This window comes from Roseibium sp. Sym1, assembly GCF_027359675.1.
GTDB lineage: Bacteria > Pseudomonadota > Alphaproteobacteria > Rhizobiales > Stappiaceae > Roseibium.
Genome location: NZ_CP114786.1, coordinates 6,600,892 through 6,617,182, shown reverse-complemented (window position 1 = coordinate 6,617,182; position 16,291 = coordinate 6,600,892). Strand labels below are relative to the sequence as shown.

The window sequence follows — 16,291 nt, the reverse complement described above, 5'->3', positions numbered from 1 at the left end:
ACATTCTGTTACAAATTTCACCGTGCCAATATTTGCCTTCAAAGGTAAGCCGGGCTTGAATCTTGCAGTGCAAAGCAAAATGTTAGCTCGTGCGCGCAGAAAACAGCCCGAAAGGCCTTGGTGAGCAGATATGTTGCAGTCCCTACAGCCAGACGCCGGAAAACAGTCCGCCTCCGACCTGACGCCTTCCGCCGAAAGGCTGGTGGAGCGGCGCAGGGCACGCGGTCCGCTGGTTCTCAAGGCGTTGCTTCAGCTGCTGCTGGCGTTTGCCATCCTGTTCGGGGCTTTCAAGGGCATGAACGCACTGGTCGCCACGAAGCCGGACGTCCCCAAGCGCCCCATCCAGGAAACAAGCTATGCGGTTGAAACGCTCACCGTCGCGGCCGCCGACCATGCTCCGACGATAAGTGTCTACGGCGAGACGACGGCCGGGCGGGAAGTGGAGCTGCGCGCGCTCGTGGCCGGAGAGATCGTTGAAGTTCATCCGAACCTCAAGGCGGGCGGAGCCGTGAAACAGGACGAAGTCCTGGTCGCCATCGACCGGTTCGATTTCGAGGGCGCCGTTACCGAGGCCGAGGCCAACCTCGCCGAAGCACGCGCCGCCCTGGTCGAGAGCGAGGGCGGCGTCACGTTGCAGCAGGGAAACCTTGTCCGTGCCCGGGAGCAGCTGGAATTTGCCCAGAAGGATCTGGAGCGCGCTGAAGACCTGCTCGGCAAGGGGGCGGTCACGGAGCGGACGCTGGACGACCGCAAGCTGATCGTGTCGCAGCGCCGGCAGACGGTGGAACAGGCCCAGAATGCGCTCGCCCTGGAAGAGGCCCGGGTCGACCAGCAGAAAGCTGCGATCATGCGGCTCGAATGGCGCCTGCAAAACGCGCAGCGCCAGCTGCAAAACACGATCCTGAAAGCACCGTTCGATGCCATCGTGCGCTCGGAATCCGCCGAGCGGGGCCGTTTGGTCGGCGTCAATGACGCCATCGTCTCGCTTTACAGCAGCGACGCTTTTGAAGTCCGGTTCACGCTCTCCGACAACCAGTATGGCCGCTTGCTGGCGGAAACGGGAACGGTGATCGGCCGCCCCGTGATCGTGACCTGGTATCTGGGCAACCAGCCGGTGACCTACCCGGCAACGGTCACGCGCATCGGTGCGGATGTGGCCAGCACCCGTGGCGGCGTCGACCTGATCGCCCTGATCGACGGGTCCAACACCACTGTGCCGCTTCGTCCCGGAGCCTTTGTCGAAGTGTCCCTGTCAGACCAGAGCTACGCAGACAGTTTCCGGATCCCGGAGACCGCATTCTACGGTGAAGGCACGGTCTACGTGCTCAGGGACAGCCGGCTGGAGCCGCGCACGGTCAGGTCGCTGGCCATCGACGACGGTTACATCCTTGTCGAGGGGGGACTGGAGGACGGCGACGTCCTGCTGACCACCCGGATCCCGGAGGCCGGCGAGGGCCTGCTGGTGAAAAACCTGTCCGCGGACGAGACACCGGTTGGCGAGGCGCCGAAAGGGGACGCCGCGAGCGCCGGTACCGGCCAGTGACGCAGTCTTCCGACATGACGGCAAACCGGTCCCGCGGCTTCCTCGAACTGATCGTGCGCCATGCCAATGCCGCCAACCTGATCATGGCGATCATGGTGCTTTTCGGCGCCTATGGCTTTGCCAAGCTCAATACGCAGTTCTTTCCGACCATCAAGACCGACCGGATATCGGTGTCCATCACCTGGTCCGGTGCCAGCGCGGAAGATGTCGCCGCCAACATTCTGGAGGTGATCGAGCCGGAACTGCGCTTTATCGACGGCCTCGATGAAATCGTCTCCTATGCCCGTGAGGGCAGTGCCTCGGTGCAGATGGAATTCGTCGAAGGCACCAACATGCAGCAGGCGCTGTCGGACGTCGAGCAGGCGGTCTCCGGCGTCACCACCCTGCCGGTGGATTCAGAAACCCCGGTGGTGTCCGCCTCCACCTTTACCGACGGCGTCGCGACTCTGGCGTTGCGTGGACCCTTTGGCGAACAGGCGCTGAAGATCTTCGCCCGGCAAATCCGGGACGATCTGCTGGCACGCGGCATCGACAAGGTCGAGCTCTATGGCTACAGGTCGCCGGAATATCTCGTCGAGATCCCGGAACGCGAATTGCGCAGGCTGGACTTGACCATATCGGATGTGGCCAACCAGATCGCCGGCAACACCATCGACCTGCCGGCCGGCAATCTGGACGGTGCCGTCGAGCGGCAGATCCGGGCACTGTCCGAAGAACGCTCGCCGGGCGCGGTCAGCCGGGTCGAGGTCAAGTCCTTTGCCTCGGGCGAAAAGACGCTCGTGAAGGATATCGGCACTGTCACCCGGGATTTCGACACCAGCGAGAACCAGGGCTTCTCCGGTGGCGACAGGGCGGTCGAACTGCAGATCCTCAGGGCGGAAAAGACCGACACGCTGAAGGCGGCCGAGATCGTCGATGACTACCTGGCCGAGATCACCCCGCAATTGCCCCGCTCCCTGGAAATCCTGAAATACGACGTGCGCGCGGATGCGGTCGAGGGCCGTATCACACTGCTCGTGGAAAACGGCCTGTCAGGCCTGGTCCTTGTGGTCGCCATCCTGTTCCTGTTCCTGAACGCACGCATCGCGCTCTGGGTGGCTGCCGGCATTCCGGTGGCAATGATGGCGACGCTCGGCATCATGTGGCTGATGGGCGAGAGCATCAACATGATCTCCCTGTTCGCGTTGATCATGATGCTCGGCGTGATCGTCGACGATGCGATTGTCGTCGGGGAACACACGGCAACCCGGCAGAGCCTCGGCGACAGCCCGGGCGACGCCGCGGTCAACGGCGCAACCACCATGCTGGCGCCGATCTTCGCCGCCAGCCTGACCACCATCGCCGCCTTCCTGCCGATCCTGCTGGTGAGCGACGTGCTCGGCCAGATCATGGGAACGTTGCCCGTCGTCGTCGTCTCGGTGGTGATCACGTCGCTGATCGAGTGTTTCCTGGTCCTGCCGGGACACCTCTCCCATGCGCTGCACAGCCGGCCGGGCTGGAGCTGGTGGCGGGTCGTGCTGATTGCCGGCATCCCGGCGTTCTTCCTGAGCGCACTCGTGTCCCAGCCGGACATGTCGATCTCTCCCTATCTCGACCAGGTGTACGATCCGCTCAAAGGCCTGAGGGACACTGCCGGCGTCTTCGTTTTCGAACTGATGCTCGTTGTGGTCTGCTTTGTCACGGCGCTTGGACTGGAAACCCTGCTGATGGCGATGCGCCGCTCGAGGCGGCAAAGCGGCAATTACGAACGGCCGGGCTGGTTCCGCCGGTCCTTCGACGCCGGCTTCAACTGGCTGCGCGACTTTCCTTTCCGGGCTCTCGTCTCTGCCGCGGTCAACTGGCGCTATGTCACGCTGGCCATCGCGGTGGCCTCCATGATCCTGGCGGTCGGCCTGGTGCGCGGCGGCCGGGTTGGTTTCACCTTCTTCCCTTCGCCGGAATCGGAAAACCTGACGGCGTCGATCTTCTTCCATGCCGGCATTCCGGAAGACCGGGCCATCGACGGCATTCTGCGGATCGAGGCCGCCCTGGGCGAGGCGGAGGCGAGCCTGACGGAAGGGTCGGACCAGAAACTGGTCGTCGCAAGCTATGCGACGCTCGGCAGGGCGGGCAACAATCGCGGCGACAATGTCGCCAACATCACGGTCCAGCTGACACGGTCCGAGGAACGCTCGATCCGCACGCCGGAAGTGGTGCGGGCCTGGCGAGCCGCACTGCCGTCCATCCCGGGCATTGCCAGGATCGCGATTGCCGAGCGCCGGGGTGGCCCTCCGGGCCGCGACCTCGACATCCGCCTGACGGGCGCGTCGCTCAACGAATTGAAGGCGGCCGCCCAGGAATTGCAGCAGGAACTGTCTGGCTTTCCCGGCACCAGCGGCGTCGAGGACGACCTGCCCTATGGCAAGCCGGAACTGGTCGTGGAGCTGACCCCTCGCGGCCGTGCGCTCGGCTTCACTGTGGAAAGCGCCGCGCGGCAGATCCGCAACGCCTTTGAAGGCAACATCGCGCGCCGGTTCGCGGAAGGCGACGAGGAAGTCTCCGTCCGGGTGAAGCAGGTGTTCGACCAGGACGGCACGGCCGCGCTGCGCCAATTGTCGCTGAAGACACCGGCGGGCAATTTCGTGCCGCTTACGGAGGTGGTCAACCTCACGGACGACCAGGGTTTCTCGGTGATCCTGCGCCGCGACGGCAAGACCGTCGTCACGGTGGTTGCCGATGTCGACAGCACGGTCACCTCGAACACCCAGATCATCGCCGAGCTGGGCGAGGCCTTCCTGCCGGAACTCGCCGAGCGCTACGGCCTCGACTATTCCTTTGCCGGACGGGCGGAGGAGCAGTCGACCGCGTTTTCCGATCTTCTGACCGGGGTGCTGCTGGCGGTGGTCGGCATCTACATCATCCTGGCGGCGATCTTCGCCAGCTATTCCCGCCCGATCGTGGTGATGTCGATCATTCCTTTCGGCATCGTCGGGGCGATCGTCGGCCACTACCTGATGGGCTTCAACCTGACCATCCTCAGCATGATCGGGCTCCTGGGCCTTGCCGGCATCCTGGTCAACAACTCGATCATTCTGGTGGCGCGGTTCGAGGAACGCCGGGCGACCGGTGAGGACCTCGAGACGGCGGCCGTCGGCTCCAGCTGCGACCGCTTGCGGGCGGTGCTGCTGACGTCGCTGACGACCATCGGCGGGTTGTTGCCGCTGATGTTCGAGACCAGCCTGCAGGCCCAGTTCCTGCTGCCGATGGCGATCACCATCGTCTTCGGTCTCGGCACGGCAACGGCGCTGGTCCTGGTGCTGGTTCCCGCATTGATCAAGATCGGCGACGACCTGGGTGGCCTGGTCCGGCTCCGGCGCCTGCCGCAGCCTCCGGCGGGCACCGGGCGTGATCTTGCTCCGGCGGAATGATCAGAGCGACTTGGCGAATTCGGCCGCTGTCCTGGCGGCTTCTTTGATATTGCCGTCGAGCGTTGCCGGCGACTTGCCGCGTGGCCCGAAATCGTGGTTGCCGTCTTCCAGGTAGGCCACCGACACATGGCCGGGCAGGGTAATCTCGTCCAGTTCCGCGCGGGTGCCGAACGGGTCCCGGTCGCCCTGCAGGATCTTCACCGGCCGCCGGGCCTCTTCAAGGGGCGCCAGCCGCCACTCGGCCTCCGCCTTGCCCGTCGGATGGAACGGATAGCCGAAGCAGGCCACGCCCTTGACCCGGCCGGGCAGGGACCCGCCACCGGCGAGAATCGCCGCGACACGCCCGCCCATCGACTTGCCGCCGACCACAAGCGGACCGTCAACTTCGCCCATCAGGGCCTGCAGCGCGGTCTGGAATTCACCGATCAGCTTGTCGGCTTTCGGCGGCGGTTTCTTCGGCCCGCCCGTGCGCCGGCCGGCCATATAGGCGAATTCGAACCGTGCCACCGCCATGCCTTCCGCCGCCAGAGCCGCGGCAAGCTTCTCCATGAAGGTGGAATCCATCGGCGCGCCGGCGCCATGCGCCAGCAGGAACGTTGCGGTCGGGTCGGTGTCGGGACGGGTCCAGAGAAAGTCGGTCATGGTGATGTGATCTGTCGCAGCGGCCAAAGATGTATAGAAGGGTATGATCTGCCCTACAGAGCCGTCTTGACCTTGGCAAGCGGCATCGACTCGAAAGACGATAAAGACCTGCATGTTTGACCAGATCGACATCAACCAGCTGCGCATGGCCTGTTTCGCGGGCATCTTTCTGGCGATGGCGCTGCTGGAAGCCGGCCTGCCGAGGCGCGAGTTGAAAAACGGCCGCCTGAAGCGCTGGCCGACCAACTGGGGCTTCATCCTGCTCGACGCGCTGCTGGTGCGGCTGATCTTTCCGATCGGCGGCGTCGGTCTCGCCCTTCTGGCCCGGGAAAACGGCTGGGGCCTGTTCGGCCTCCTGGGCTGGTCCGGCTTCCTGGCCGGGCTGGTGTCCTTCCTGACGCTCGATCTTGCCGTCTGGTTCCAGCATCTCGTCTCTCACAAGGTGCCGCTGTTCTGGCGCATCCACCGGGTGCACCATGCCGACAGCGAGGTCGATGCCACCACGGCGCTGCGCTTCCACCCGATCGAGATCCTGCTGTCCTTCGTCTGGAAGGGAGCGGTCATCGTTGCGCTTGGCGGGCCGTGGGAAGCGGTGCTGATCTTCGAGATCGTCCTCAACGGGTCAGCCGTGTTCAGCCACGCCAACCTGAAGATCCCGGAGCGCGCCGACCGGCTGCTGCGCTGGCTGGTCGTCACGCCCGACATGCACCGCATCCACCATTCGGTCATCCGCCGCGAGACCGACAGCAATTACGGCTTCTACCTTTCCATCTGGGACAGGATCTTCGGCACCTACACGGAAGACCCCGAACAGGGCCACGAGGCCATGGAAATCGGTCTCGGCCCGGCGCTGACGCCGCGGGCCCATTCCTTCCCCTTCAGCCTGGCCATTCCCTTCGTGACGACACACGAGCAGAAACGCGGCGAGGAGGACGTGAAGGCGCCGGACCGCTGACCGCCGGAATGCCGGCAACTGTTGTTGTGACTCCGCAGCGGTGCCGCCATCGTCTCCCTCCCCCTTGTGGGGAGGGACCAAGGGTGGGGGAGCGGCGCAGCCGTACAGACGAGCCGAGAACGACCTCGCAAATCCGGATTCAGCAAGACCCCCACCCCTAACCCCTCCCCACAAGGGGGAGGGGGATCAGGCCCTGCCGGGTGGTCAGGCAAGTGCTCGGCAGGATGAACGGCGACACGTTTGTTTTCGCCCAAGCGGTGCCGCCATCGTCTCCCTCCCGCTTATGGCAGGGCAATCGCATTTGACAGAAATTCTGTCCGCGGTCGCCAAAGTCACCTCTCCCATTGGGAGAGGTCGGACCGAAGGTCCGGGTGAGGGAGCAGACTTTTCAGCAGTTCTTGGGCATTTGTTCCCTCACCCCAACCCTCCCATCGGGAGAGGGAGCCAGGTGCCGCCGTGCCCTGTCCAAGGAGGTGGGGGATCAGGCCGCGGACCTGGCCGGGCTTTCGGCGTCACCCCGGGCGAGCAAGGCGAGACCCGGGGCCTACTCGTTCGCAGAGCTTTTGTTGGGGCACCAGAGACGCCGGAGACGCAGTCTGGTGCTTCAGCAAGTGGTTCAGCGAATAGGCCCCGGATCTGCGCTGCGCTTGTCCGGGGTGACACCGGGTGCACATTCGTCCAAGGAGTGGCTGCAGGCACGCATCAACGGCTGCGAGGCCGGGTTCGTCCAAAAAACGCAGAAAATCAGTAAAAACTCAGCGGGAAATAGCGCAGGTAGAGTTCGCGGTAGATGCCTTTCTGGTGCAGCTGGCGCAGGGCGTAGGTGAGGGCGGCGGCGCGTTCCGGGTCACTGGCGCGGGTCGCGATCGCCATGCCCTCGTCGAAATAGCCCGGCTCCAGCCAGGGGCCGCCGGCAAAGGCACAGCAGCCGTCGGCCGCCTCGCTCGGCAACCAGAAGGACAGGCTGAGGCCGTCGCCGAAATGGGCGTCCGCCGCGCCGGACTTCACCGCGTCACGGGCGTCCAGCGGATTTTCGAAGCCGAGAATTTCCGCCTCCGGCCAGAAACGGGTGGCAAAGGCCTCGTGGCGCGAGCCTTCGACGACGGCGATTTTCAAGCCCGTCAGGGCCTGCTCGTCGAACGTCTCCGCCTTGTCCGCCGGCACGATGAAACGGGCGGGCAGTTTCAGGTAATCCTCGGTGAAATTGAGCCCGCGTCCGGCGGCGCGCTTGCGTGACAGTCCGGCAATGATCGCGTCGCCCTCTTCCTCGTCGAGCGCGGGCATCAGGATGTCGAACAGCTTGATCCGGAGCGCACAGGAGCTGCCGAGCTCCTGGCAGAGCGCGCGGGCAAGATCGACATTGAACCCGGTCAGCCGCCCCTGCGGGTCGCGAAAGACGAAAGGCGGGTAGTTGTCGATCGCCAGGAACTGGATCTTGTCGGGAATGGTGGTCGGCCGGTCATGCACCGCCTTCGGGTCCCAGAAATTGGGTACGCGGACGTCCGGTTCCTGGGCGGAGGCAGGTGCGACGAGGTTCGCAGTAATGGCTGCGGCACCGGCGAGAACCAGCAGCCCGGCCGTCAGCCGGCGAAGGTTCCGCAGAAGAGGCAATGAAAATGGCACGCGGCCGTCCCGTTCCGTATCAAGTCAAGGCCGGTCCAGAAGAACCGGGAATCGCTGCGGCAGAATATCGTGAACCGGCGGCGCTTGTCAGCCCGCTCTTTGGAAGAGGGTAGAAAGCCTCGCCACAAACCTCGGTGTCACCCCGGGCGCGCAACGCGCGACCCGGGGCCCACTCATTTCCAGAGCGCCGAGCTGTTTGAAACGCTGCCGCGCAAAAACGATGGCTTCGACAAGCGGCATCGCGAGTGGGCCCCGGATCGGCGCCTCGCTTGTCCGGGGTGACGCCAGGTGTGTGTGGCTGAGCTTGTCTTTTCGCCTAAAGTCCAGCCCCGGCTTCTTCCAACGGATCATAGGACCTCAGCACCACGATCGTGTCGAAGCCCTTGATCTCCTCGGCATAGAAATGCCGCTCGGTGAAGGCGGCGTAGTCTTCCATGGAGGCGCATTCGATGGTCAGGACAAGGTCGGCCTTGCCGGTGACATGGTAGAGCTTCTTCACTTCCGGCAGTCTCAAGAGCCTCTCGCGCGCCCGCGCGTTCCGTTCCGGCTGGCCACGGATCATTTCCAGCATGGCCAGCAGCGTGACGGTGGTTCCGGTCACCTCCGGTGCCAGGATGGCGACTTCCTTGCGGATGGCGCCGATCTCGCGAAGCCGCTGCACCCGGCGCAGGCATGCCGCCGGCGACAGGCCGACCTTCCCGGACAGCTCCTTGCCGGTCTGTCGCGCATCCAGGCTGAGCAGCCGCAACAGCTGGTGATCGAAATCGTCGAGATCCATGGGAACCTGCTTTTTCTCTCGAATTCGAGAGAAATTATCGCAGATCAGGAAAATATGCGACAGAAAATCCATTTAGTGCGAAGATCACGCACCAATCGCAAGGCAGTCTCGTAGGCTTGTTTCATCGATCCTCGAAGGAGCAAGACCATGACCGACCAGATCCTGATCTCAAAAATTGCTGCAGAAAAACCTGCGTCCCAACTCAATCCGTCACGCGCACTGCGGCGCGCATGGCAAATCTTCGCCCGCATGCTGCGCCGCCGACGCGACCGGGCGCATCTGGCGGAACTGCCGGACTATCTCCTGGAGGATATCGGGCTGACGCGTGCCGATGTGCCGGGGACGCCTGCGGTGGGGGAGGGGTGGCGGTGATTCGAAGATTTCGGGCAATTGCCCGATCTTTTACATAGGTTACAGTCCATTTCCGACGCGACCGGATGGAGGGCTGTGACCGGGCCGCCTGCTGGTGCGGCGGGGTGGTGATGTTGGGAGTCAACCAAATGGTATTAAAGGGAAAAAAATGAAAGAGCATTTAAAATTTTTCTTTTTTGTGGTTTTGCTCGTAGCAATATCAATGTTTTCTGATGTTTTTCTAAATGAACCCTACGATGAATATTTTGCCTTTATTATTGTGATGTTTGGTTCAGCCTATGTTGTTTTTAAATGGCGATAGGGTTTTCCGAATGGGTAAAGGAAGGGAAGATAGAAACAACAACGAAGCTGACAAATGAGCTTGAGTGCGAAAATAGTTCAGGCTGATGCTTCTAAATTAGAGATTAAGTTAGAGGTAGCGAGAAGGTATTTTGAAAATCTGGAGTAATTCATAGTGGCGGATCCAAGATAATTTTTGCCACTGTTATAGAAAAGCACCGTAACGCGCACTGTGGCGCGCCCGGCAAATCTGCGCCCGCCTGCTGCGCCGCCGTCGCGACCGGGCGCATCTGGCCGAACTGCCGGACTATCTCCTGGAGGATATCGGGCTCAGCCGAGAAGATGTGCCGGGGACGCCGGCTGTGGGGGAGGAGTGGCGGTGAAAGGCCGCGCATGAGGTAGCGAGTTTCGCGCACATATCCATTTTTTGGGTCGAGCTATCGAGTGTATCCGGAATGTGCTAAGCACTCAGCGAATACTTAACTTGATTTTGTTGCCCTGAATTTGCCCTATGGTGAACGGGGAAATACATAGAACGATTGTGAGGTTATATGCTGAGCACGAGAGATTTTATCGCATTTCTATGCGTTGATCTATTATTGTTTGCATTACTTGCGTATATCGCGAAGTGTATTTTGTATGATATCTTTTTTTATCGTGCCAACGGTTGGAATTTTGAAGAAAAGCGTGAGGGCGCTCTGAAGGTTTTCGATGGAGACCCGGGTGGTGATGTTCCACTGACAGGGAGAAACAGGTTCTACTCGCAAATGTTTTGCTTGGGGGTGTGTGGCTTCCTCTTTGTCGTTTTTCTGGCTCCTTTGATTTCAAGTGCGCTTCAGTGGGAAAAGTGACGAATAGTTTTAGATTAATTAGGTGGAACCATTTAAATCTAAAAATGAAAAATTAGTTCTGTGGTATCTATCGTTGGATATGGACTTGAATCCCCTTGGTATTGTGTTGCAAATTGCGGCACTGGAATAGAATTGGCTCAAAAATCCACTGTTCATTTAGCGGATTTCTCGTTTCTGAATTTGCGTAAGTGAAAAAATGGAGCGGGCGAGGGGGATCGAACCCCCGTCTTAAGCTTGGGAAGCTTCTGCTCTACCATTGAGCTACACACGTTTTTGGTCCGTGCCGGACCAGTGTGGTGTCTGCCTTCTTTCCGGGCGTACAGAGCTCATCTGCAGGTCTTGACGTGCGCAGTTTTGGCAAGCGCATCCTGAAGATTATGTATGCATTGCCGGCGCGTCCCACGTCGTTTCTTCTTGGGAATTCATGTTGATAGACTTGCTGCGGTTCGGGTGGGTGTCGTGATTTCCTTCCGTTTGGTTCGAAATTGATGCTAGGCTGTGCAACGAAGAGGCGCGGGGCCGGTTTCCTGATCGTTCGCGCAAAGAGCGCTATCCCGCCTTTGAATCGCGAGCTCCGAAAGATCAGATGCGACATTTTTCCCTGCTCCTGTTGACCACCACGATAGCCGGACTGGCAGCTGCGGGAGCTCAGGCGCAGGAAGGTCTGCTCGTCTATTCTCCGAATTTCAACGACAACACGGTCGGCGTCTATACGACCCAGAACGACGGAACACTGTCGGCGACCACCACGATCGGCAGCCTCGGGTTTACGCTGCTCTTCAATTATGTCCGTCCGGACCAGGCCTTCGCCTATGTGGCCGCAAGGTCGTCCAACACGATCAGCGTCATCGATACGGCGACGCAGACGGTTGTCCAGACGATTGCCGCGGGAACCCAGCCGTCCGGCATGGTCGCCAGTCCGGACGGGATGACCTTCTACACGGCGAATGGCAATGGCGAGGTGACGACCTTTACCGCCGATCCGGTCACGGGTCTGCTCACGGCCGGCACAAGCATCGACACGGGTGCCGGAAGCGGCAACAGGGATCTGGAGATAAGCCCGGACGGCTCGACGCTCTATGTCGTCGACCAGTTCAAGGACCAGGTAAATGTGATCGACACGGCCACGAACACTGTCACGACAAGCATTTCCGTCGGCGATCAGCCGCTCGGGGTGGCCGTGAGTCCCGATGGATCCAAGGTCTATGTGAGCAATTTTTCTGATGACACTGTCTCGGTCATCGACACGGCAACGAACACCGTGACCGCAACCCTCAGCCTGAGCTTCGGCGCCACAAACGGTCTCGGGCCCGACGGTGTCACGACGAGCCCGGATGGAAGCTTTGTGTACGTCGCCAACCGGTCGAGCGGAAACCTCACTGTCATCGATGCGGCAACGAACACATCAGTGGCGATCTATACAGTGGGGCCCTCGACCAACGGTGTCGCTGTGTCGCCCGATGGGGCCTACCTTTATGTTAGTTCTCAGGGCGCTGGTGACCAGATCACCGCCTACAGCATCGATTCTTCAACCGGTTTTCTGACATCCATCGCATCGGTCGGTACCGGAGACTCGCCCCTGCACCCGAGCATCTGTGGCTACGGCGACACCCTGTTGGCGAGCGGCAACACTTTTGTCGCCAACGCCGGTGCGGCGCTCCGCTGCACGGGAACGTCTGCCGACTTCACGGGCGGCACGCTGCTGGTCAACGGTACGGGTCTTGATTTCGACACGGACGCAAGCCTTGGCAGCGCCGGCGGAACGGTTGATACCAACGGCAACACCGCGACCCTGTCGGGAACCGTCAGCGGATCCGGCGGCCTGACAAAATCGGGCTCCGGCACGCTGACGCTTTCCGGCACGAACACCTACACAGGCGCAACCGCTGTCAGCGCGGGCACGCTCCAGGCAGGTTCCACTTCCGCCTTCGGCAGCAATTCGGCAGTCACAGTGGCGTCAGGCGCGACCCTTGATCTCGCCGGTTTTTCCAACGCGATCGGTTCCCTTGCCGGTGCGGGAACGGTCACCACCAGCACGGCGGGCAGTGCCACGCTGACGACGGGCGGTGACAACAGCTCCACCACCTTCTCCGGAAGCCTCGAGGACGGCTCGGGGACGCTCGGACTCACCAAGACCGGCTCCGGAACACTGACGCTCTCCGGAACGAGCACCCATACCGGGGCAACCGATATCCAGGCCGGCATCCTCGCGGTCAATGGCAGCATTGCCAGTGATGTGACCGTCAGCGGCGGCAGGCTTCAGGGAACCGGCACGGTCGGGTCCGTCAGCGTTCAGTCCGGCGGTACCTTCGCGCCGGGCAATTCCATCGGCACGACGACCGTCTCCGGCAATGTCTCTTTCGCGAGCGGCTCGGACTACGAGGTCGAGGTCAATGACGGCGGCACCACGGCGGGTACGAACAACGATCTGATTTCCGCATCGGGAACCGCGACGCTTGACAGCGGCGCCTCCGTCACCGTGCTTGCCGAAAACGGCACGGACGACGGCTCCAGCTATGCGGCCGTATCGACCTACACCATCCTGACCGCGGCGGGGGGCATCACCGGGACCTTCGGCACGCTTAATGAGAACTTTGCCTTCCTGGACGGGGCGCTCAGCTACGACACGCTGAATGTCTACCTGACGCTGACCCGCAACGACGCGGACCTGACAAGCGCCGCCCAGACCCTCAACCAGCTGAAAACGGCCTCCGCCCTCGAGGATATCGACACCGGGTCCAGCCTGTACGCGGCGGTCATCTCGCAAAGCGCTTCAGGTGCGCGCGCGGCCTATGACGACCTGTCGGGCGAAATCCACGCGTCCCTCTCGACGGTTCTGATCGAGGACGCTCGCTTCCTGCGCAACGCCGCCTATGATCGGAGCCGGGGCGTCATGACCCGGCTCGGCACGATCGACGTGGAACCGGGCGGCGGCACGGCGCAGACCGCCACCTACGGGGACAGCTTTTCCGCAGCGGGCAGCGCGCTCTGGATCACCGCGCTCGGCGGTTTCGGGGACTGGTCCGCAACGGGGAACACGGCGGGCGTCTCCAGTTCGTCGGGCGGCTTCCTGGCCGGCGCCGACGGCGTTCTGGGCGAAGCCGTCCATCTCGGCCTGATGGGCGGATACCAGAGGGCATCGGTCGATGTGAATGCGCGCGCGTCCTCGTCGACGGTGGACAGCTATCTCTTCGGACTTTACGGCTCCACCCACGTCAACGCACTCGCCCTGCGGTTCGGCGGCTCCTACGCCTGGCACGGCATCGACACCAACCGCAGCGTCACGGTCGGCAACTTCTCCGACAGCCTGTCGGCGGACTATACCGGCCGAACCCTCCAGGCCTTCGCCGAAGCCGGCTACGAGGTTGCTCTCGGCGCCTATGCGCTCGAGCCCTTTGCCGGCCTGGCCCATGTCAATCTGCACACGGACGGCTTCACCGAAAGCGGCGGCGCCGCCGCCCTGACGGTCAACGCCGCCAATTCCTCGGCCACATTCTCCACCCTCGGCCTGCGTGCAGGCGGCAGCTTCGATCTCGGTCAGGCGGTCCTGAAGGTCCATGGTGGCCTCGGTTGGCAGCACGCCTTCGGTGCCCTGAATCCCTCGGTTCAAAACAGTTTCGCCGGCGGTGCGGATTTTTCGGTCTGGGGCGCCCCCATCGCGCGCGACGTCCTGACCATCGATGCCGGGCTGGATCTCGACCTGACAGAGAACGCCACGCTCGGCGTTGCTTATGACGGCTATCTCTCCGGCGACAGCAACCTGCACGACGTCAAGGCCAATCTGACATTCCGGTTTTAAAGGCTATTTGAACGGGGAAAGCGTCTGGAGCGGGTGAGGGGAATCGAACCCCCGTCTTAAGCTTGGGAAGCTTCTGCTCTACCATTGAGCTACACCCGCTTATGGTCCGTGCCGGACCGTTCAAGCTTTCTGCGCCGAAGCGCCGAAGCTGTCAAGCTGGCTTGTCTGCGGGAAAGCCGCTTTTCCCGTTCCTCCTGATCTTGCACTGCGGCATTAAAATCGCCATGTTCCGCCCGGCGCGGCGCGAAGCCGTGCGTTTGGCAGGACAATCGGGTCAGATACATGCGGAATCAGGTCAAGGCGCTGGTCACCTCGCGCAATTGGGAACTTGTCATCATCGGGATCATTGTCCTGAACGCGGTGACGCTCGGGCTGGAGACCAGTCCGTCGGTGATGGCCGACATGGGCGGTTTCCTGGTGCTGGTCGACCGAACCATCCTGGGCATCTTCGTGGTCGAACTGGTGCTGCGGCTCTATGCCCACGGCCCGAGATTCTTCCGCGATCCCTGGAGCGTGTTCGACTTCCTGATCGTCGCGATCTCGCTGATGCCGGCGACCGGCAATCTCTCCGTGCTGCGCTCGCTCAGGATCTTGCGTGTTCTGCGCCTCATCTCGGTGGTGCCGTCACTCCGGCGCGTCATCGGCGGGCTGATCGCCGCCCTGCCGGGCATGGGCTCGATCGTGGTGCTGATGGCGCTGGTCTTCTATGTCTTCGCCGTCATGGCGACCAAGCTCTTCGGCGCGGCCTTTCCCGAATGGTTCGGCGACCTTGGCGCCTCGCTCTACACCCTGTTCCAGATCATGACCCTGGAAAGCTGGTCCATGGGCATCGTCCGGCCGGTGATGGAGGCTTATCCTCTGGCCTGGCTGTTCTTCGTGCCTTTCATCCTGTGCACGGCCTTCACGGTGCTGAACCTCTTCATCGGTATCATCGTCTCGGCGATGCAGGAGGAGCATGACGCGGAAGCCGACGCCAACCGCCAGGCGATCCACGACGACACCGGACTGATCCTGGAAGAGGTCAAGGCGCTCCGGGCGGAGCTGCGGCAGCTGAAGGCGGAGGTCGGCGGCCAGAGGGCGTGAGGCGCTTGTATCTCGGTCTTGGCCGTTTTACGACAAACCCCTCGCCAAGCCGCGGCGTTTTGTGAGGGCCGTTGAGAATGTGGCCGATCCTTCGAGACGCCGCTGCGCGGCTCCTCAGGATGACGCAGAATGTGTTGCGCCCCTGTGATTGTGCCATTCCTTCTGCGTCATCCTGAGGAAGCGCGTCAGCGCTGTCTCGAAGGAGTGGCCCCGCACTCAAACCCCTCAATCTTCGTCATTGCCGGACTTGATCCGGCAATCCATGCCGTGACAGTGGCCAACAGCAATCGCATTGGTTTGGGATACGCAACGGCATGGGTCCCCCGATCCCGTCGAAGGCAGGCCCATGGTCGAGCCATGGGACGACGACGGAGCGTGTTCAACAAGACGGAACAAATGGTGGGCCGGCTTAAAGCTTCGCCAGCACCTCGTCCGGCCCCTCCACCGTCAGCGTCACGCCGTCTTCGGTGTAGTCGCGCGCAAGCACCGTCAAGCCGAGGCTTTCGATCCGTCCTTCCAGGTCCGAGCTTGAGGCGAAGTCCGCGCTGACGGTCCGGGTCAGGATCTTCCGGAACGGCACCAGCCTGGCGTTGTTGATGGCATCCTGGGCGGCGCCGGAATAGGCGCGGGCGAGGCCGCCGCCGCCGAGCTTGGTGCCGCCGAAATAGCGCACGATCAGCACCGCGCAATTGATCAGCTCCGCGCCCTGCAGGACCCGGAGGGTCGGCATGCCGGAGGTGCCGGCCGGTTCGCCGTCATCCTTGCCGCTTTCCTCGATGCGGTCGTCCTCCAGCAGGCGCCGGTGCGCGGTGACGATATGGGCCGCTTTCCTGTGTTCCTTGCGCAATTCCTCGAGACGCCGGTCGAAGTCGTCCACCGGGACCAGATGCGCCAGGAAGCGTGACTTCCTGTCTTCCAGGAAGCCTTCATATTCGCGGGTGACGGTTTTCAGGGCCATG

General features: G+C 62.3%; 11 protein-coding genes and 1 tRNA gene. 7 read left to right on the top strand and 5 right to left on the bottom strand.

Annotation, left to right across the window (positions count from 1 at the left end; translation table 11 throughout):
- The first annotated feature begins 130 nt into the window (after positions 1 to 130).
- Both O6760_RS30310 and O6760_RS30305 read left to right on the top strand, forming a co-directional pair.
- Positions 131 to 1,543, top strand: a complete 1,413-nt coding sequence (locus O6760_RS30310; RefSeq protein ID WP_269583378.1) for an efflux RND transporter periplasmic adaptor subunit — start codon at positions 131 to 133, stop codon at positions 1,541 to 1,543.
- Complete coding sequence (locus tag O6760_RS30305) at positions 1,540 to 4,950, top strand: efflux RND transporter permease subunit (RefSeq protein ID WP_269583377.1); 3,411 nt, start codon at positions 1,540 to 1,542, stop codon at positions 4,948 to 4,950. Before O6760_RS30310 ends, O6760_RS30305 begins: the two co-directional genes overlap by 4 nt.
- Here O6760_RS30305 and O6760_RS30300 read toward each other — a convergent pair whose 3' ends face one another.
- Positions 4,951 to 5,592: an alpha/beta fold hydrolase gene (locus O6760_RS30300; RefSeq protein WP_269583376.1), complete on the bottom strand. Its 642-nt coding sequence runs from the start codon at positions 5,590 to 5,592 to the stop codon at positions 4,951 to 4,953.
- Positions 5,593 to 5,704: 112 nt separating this feature from the next.
- On the opposite strand from O6760_RS30300, the gene O6760_RS30295 reads away from it, so the two are divergent.
- A complete protein-coding gene (locus O6760_RS30295) occupies positions 5,705 to 6,547 on the top strand; it encodes a sterol desaturase family protein (RefSeq protein ID WP_269583375.1) in 843 nt (280 codons plus the stop codon).
- A 744-nt stretch (positions 6,548 to 7,291) separates the two neighbouring features.
- Here the strand turns inward: O6760_RS30295 and O6760_RS30290 are convergent.
- Together O6760_RS30290 and O6760_RS30285 are read right to left on the bottom strand one after the other, a co-directional pair.
- Complete coding sequence (locus O6760_RS30290) at positions 7,292 to 8,170, bottom strand: transporter substrate-binding domain-containing protein (RefSeq protein WP_269583374.1); 879 nt, start codon at positions 8,168 to 8,170, stop codon at positions 7,292 to 7,294.
- A gap of 316 nt (positions 8,171 to 8,486) precedes the next feature.
- Positions 8,487 to 8,948 carry an Lrp/AsnC family transcriptional regulator gene (locus tag O6760_RS30285; RefSeq protein WP_269583373.1) on the bottom strand — a complete coding sequence of 154 codons (462 nt, stop codon included), beginning with the start codon at positions 8,946 to 8,948 and terminating at the stop codon, positions 8,487 to 8,489.
- Positions 8,949 to 9,095: 147 nt separating this feature from the next.
- Here O6760_RS30285 and O6760_RS30280 point away from each other — a divergent pair, with 147 nt between their 5' ends.
- The 3 genes from O6760_RS30280 (at position 9,096) to O6760_RS30275 (ending at position 14,249) form a co-directional block, all read left to right on the top strand.
- Positions 9,096 to 9,320 carry a DUF1127 domain-containing protein gene (locus O6760_RS30280; RefSeq protein ID WP_269583372.1) on the top strand — a complete coding sequence of 75 codons (225 nt, stop codon included), beginning with the start codon at positions 9,096 to 9,098 and terminating at the stop codon, positions 9,318 to 9,320.
- A 509-nt stretch (positions 9,321 to 9,829) separates the two neighbouring features.
- Complete coding sequence (locus tag O6760_RS33495) at positions 9,830 to 9,982, top strand: DUF1127 domain-containing protein (protein ID WP_442969947.1); 153 nt, start codon at positions 9,830 to 9,832, stop codon at positions 9,980 to 9,982.
- Positions 9,983 to 11,036: 1,054 nt separating this feature from the next.
- On the top strand, positions 11,037 to 14,249 hold the full coding sequence (locus O6760_RS30275; protein ID WP_269583371.1) for an autotransporter domain-containing protein: 3,213 nt from the start codon (positions 11,037 to 11,039) through the stop codon (positions 14,247 to 14,249).
- Between the two features lie 25 nt (positions 14,250 to 14,274).
- Here O6760_RS30275 and O6760_RS30270 read toward each other — a convergent pair.
- Positions 14,275 to 14,348: transfer RNA gene (locus O6760_RS30270), tRNA-Gly, on the bottom strand.
- A 183-nt stretch (positions 14,349 to 14,531) separates the two neighbouring features.
- Here O6760_RS30270 and O6760_RS30265 point away from each other — a divergent pair.
- The gene (locus tag O6760_RS30265) at positions 14,532 to 15,332 is read left to right on the top strand and encodes an ion transporter (protein ID WP_269583370.1); all 801 of its coding nucleotides are present in this window, start codon (positions 14,532 to 14,534) and stop codon (positions 15,330 to 15,332) included.
- 409 nt (positions 15,333 to 15,741) lie between these two features.
- On the opposite strand, the gene O6760_RS30260 is transcribed toward O6760_RS30265, so the two are convergent.
- Positions 15,742 to 16,290, bottom strand: a complete 549-nt coding sequence (locus tag O6760_RS30260; protein ID WP_269583369.1) for an IMPACT family protein — start codon at positions 16,288 to 16,290, stop codon at positions 15,742 to 15,744.
- Position 16,291: the final 1 nt, after the last annotated feature.